Source organism: Moorena sp., from assembly GCF_982860115.1.
Map to the genome: position 1 here is coordinate 1 of NZ_CEYLVT010000356.1, position 3503 is coordinate 3503.

At 45.6% G+C, this 3503-nt stretch carries 2 protein-coding genes; one reads left to right on the forward strand and one right to left on the reverse strand.

Going from position 1 to position 3503, the window contains the following annotated elements; all coding sequences use genetic code 11:
* The first annotated feature begins 168 nt into the window (after positions 1–168).
* Positions 169–2739 carry a HEAT repeat domain-containing protein gene (locus AC4II3_RS31115; protein ID WP_488016284.1) on the forward strand — a complete coding sequence of 857 codons (2571 nt, stop codon included), beginning with the start codon at positions 169–171 and terminating at the stop codon, positions 2737–2739.
* A gap of 91 nt (positions 2740–2830) precedes the next feature.
* On the opposite strand, the gene AC4II3_RS31120 is transcribed toward AC4II3_RS31115, so the two are convergent.
* On the reverse strand, positions 2831–3503 hold a 673-nt coding region (locus tag AC4II3_RS31120; protein ID WP_490723010.1), incomplete at its 5' end, for a hypothetical protein.

Here is a 3503-nt window from a genome sequence, read left to right on the forward strand (position 1 = left end):
CACACCCCACACCCCATACCCTGTCTAGTTTAATGCCTTGTTGTCACCCCCTCAGGGGGAATCCTCAAGAGTACCCTTGGGGGTACTTTTATAGCCCCTCAGAGAAATAAAACTGGATTTGTGAAGAGATTGTTTGTATCTATACTCACGAAACCTTGGAGAACTTCTATGATTAGGTGCATCAAACAACCCACTTCCTCAGTGCTCAAGGTGTTTTTACTGGGCTGCTCATTGCTACTGCTGCCCTGTAGTCCTGGCTTAGCTCAAGGGTGTACTCAAGCAGAGATTAAGACTAATATCGCCAGATTCAACGATATAAACAATACAACCGCTAAACAAGCTATAGTCCAATGTGGTCCAAAATCTGTCTATTTACTGATTGAAGCCCTGAAGACGGATAAATCTGCGGCAGTTCGGGAGGGAGCTGCTTTTGCTCTGTGGAGTATGGGAGAGGAAGCGGATGAAGCTGTCCCTTGGTTGATTAAAGCCCTAAAGAACGATGACTCAGCGGCAGTTCGTGCGAAAGCGGCTTCTGCTCTGGGATTGATGGGAGAAGCATCTTATCAGGCTATCCCTGATCTAATTCATGCACTTAAGGATGAATCTGCTGAAGTTCGTGCCAATGGTGCTTATGCCCTAGGCAACTTGGGAAATAAAACCCATGAGGCTGTACCTCAGCTCATTGAAGTCTTGAGGAATGATAAATCTGCTGAGGTTCGTGCTAACGCTGCTTATGCCCTAGGGCATAAAAAAGAGGCAGCCAAGTCAGCTATACCTTACCTGATTGAAGCCCTAAACTATGAAACATCCTTATCGGTTCGCAGGACTAGTGTCAATGCCCTAGAGCAGATTGCCGAGAAAACTAAAGATGTTGCTCCTCAGCTGATTGAGCAACTCAGAAACGATAAATCTATTCTGATCCGGATTTACGTTACCGAGATACTAGGGGAAATTGGAGAGCCAGCTAAGGATGCTCTGCCTCTATTAATTGAGTTGCTTCAGGATAACTCAGTCTATGTTCGCTATAATGCCGCCTCTGCTCTAGGAAAGATGGGAACGGAAGGGACTCAGGCTGTTCCTCACTTAATAATCCTGTTGAAAGATGAATCTATCGATGTTCGCTATTCCGCCGCCTCTGCCCTTGTCCAAATTGCTTCTAAGCTTGAGAAACACAAGCGTCAGCTCACCAAAGTGCAATTGCAAACATCCATACTGCAATTTGAAACAGTTATCAAACGGCTAGAGCAAGACACCGATACAATTTTTCAAGATAGATGGATAGAAACGGTTCGTGGTGGTCTTGATAATCTCCAGCAAGAACAGGATTCTCGTAGTAATCAGAAAATTTTTGGGCGAGGGGTGATTATCTGGCTAACTCATATGCTATTTTGGTTTGGACTAATACTGCTTTATCCCAAATCCCCCCAAGTCCAAGCTATCTTCTTTTGGAATCCCTGGGTGCGGAAGTTTTTTGGACTGGGGTATGTGGGTATAGCCATAACTTGGATTCCCTTTCTACGCTCCAAGTTATTTGCCCCGTTCCAGGAATCCTTGCTGTCAGATGCAGATTTAGAAAACTTTGATGAACAAGCTTACTTTCCTGACTTGGAAGTCCAGCGCAAGGGAAAAAATATCATCCAACCCATTCAAGAAGCAATACCGGATCTGGAATTACCCATTGTCCTGGAAGGGGAATCAGGATTAGGGAAATCCATGTTTCTACGCAACTTAGCGAAATCATCTAAGCGAATCATCGTCTATTTACCTGCTGAGAAATGCGCTAATGGCGTGATCGAAGCGATTCAAGCAAAACTTCATGGATTCGCCCAAGACTCTGGTTTCTTGCGAGACCTGATTTACAGTGATGCCCTTGATATCTGTATTGATGGACTCAATGAAGTCACTCCAGATACACGAGCGATAATTACCACTTTTGTGGAAAGTTACTTCAAGGGCAATATTATCATCGGGACCCAATCCATGGAGTGGCAGACTCCTTCCTCCGCTACGACCTATGTACTGCAACCATTGAAACCTAAGCAGATTAAGGAATTTTTACTATCCCGCTATAAAATTATGCCCCCAGATGCTCCCATCTCGGGTATAAAGTACAAACAAGCCTGCGAAAAGTATATTGACACCGTTTTACATGAGTACCAATCAGAAGAAGAACAGAGAGCTGTGCGTCGGATGTTGTCTAACCCGATGGACCTGACCATAGTGGCTCAGATGATAGCCTATGGGCAGAAACCAGACTTGCTGAATTTGCAGCAACAGCAGTATCAATATATGGCTCAGGAGTATGAAGAACTCTATCTGAGACAATTTCCCCTAGAGGCATTTGCTGAAGCAGTTTACCAGATGCGCTTGCAAGACCAGGTAGCTATACCAGCTGACAAATGGTTTGAAGAACTGATTTGCATGGAACGCCACAAAATGGTAGTTTGTCGTATGTTCGTTGACCATGCAGGCAATGATCGAAAAGAATGGTACTTCCGCCACGACAAAATCCAGGACTTTTTCATCGTGCATACGTTTCTAGGTGAGGGAAATGATTTCCCAAAAAAGCATATCAGTGACCCTAGGTTTCGCGGTGTGTACTTCCTCTTGGCAACTCTACTGCCGTGGAATACTGCTTGGCACTTGCGGGAAACCTTAATTCAATACGCAGCGAATACTAAAGACCATACAGTTAGTGATACTTTTGTTCAACTGTTGTTGTCGCGACAAGCGGCATGATCTGTTGAAGGTTGTTCGCCCTAGGCATTCGGGTAGGTTTAAGGTTGAATGTTTTAAGGTTGAACGCGCACCTGTGGCCTTTTGGCCAAGGTTAAGGGTTCTGATAAAAGCTCATTACTTTCTCGACATAGTCAGCAGTTGCGCCACTGTTGCAGCCCGAGGGTTTTCCTGTCATCCACCAACAGGCGGTACGGCGAACAGCAATCATTTCATTGTTGCCAGTATCTCTAAATTCAATCTCTAGTTCCCGTCTGATGATGCAAGCCACAACACTGCGTGCTGTTGTCGGGTCGGCTTCAAATTGTGCAGGTGTCATTTCCTGTCCTGTACATTGAGATGTCCAGCTCGGGATAATGGCAGGTAAAACTTGCCACTGGCTATACATGCCATCATTCGGGCGATTGGGTGGTGCCGAAAGCCGCAGTGCTTCTACAAGAGCGTTGACTTGCGGGTCAAGAGCGTTGACTTGCGGATCCTCTACTGGTGCGAATACTGGTATTGACGACTTATGCTGCTGTTGATAAAAGCCCATTACTTTCTCGACATAGTCACCAGTTCGGCCACTGTTGCAGCCAGAGGGTTTTCCTGTCATCCACCAACAGGCCGTACGGCGAACAGCAATCATTTCATTGTTGCCACTATCTCTAAATTCAATCTCTAGTTCCCGTCTGATGATACAAGCCACAACACTGCGTGCTGTTGCCGGGTTGGCTTCAAATTGTGCAGGTGTCATTTCCTGTCCTGTACATTGAGATGTCCAGCTC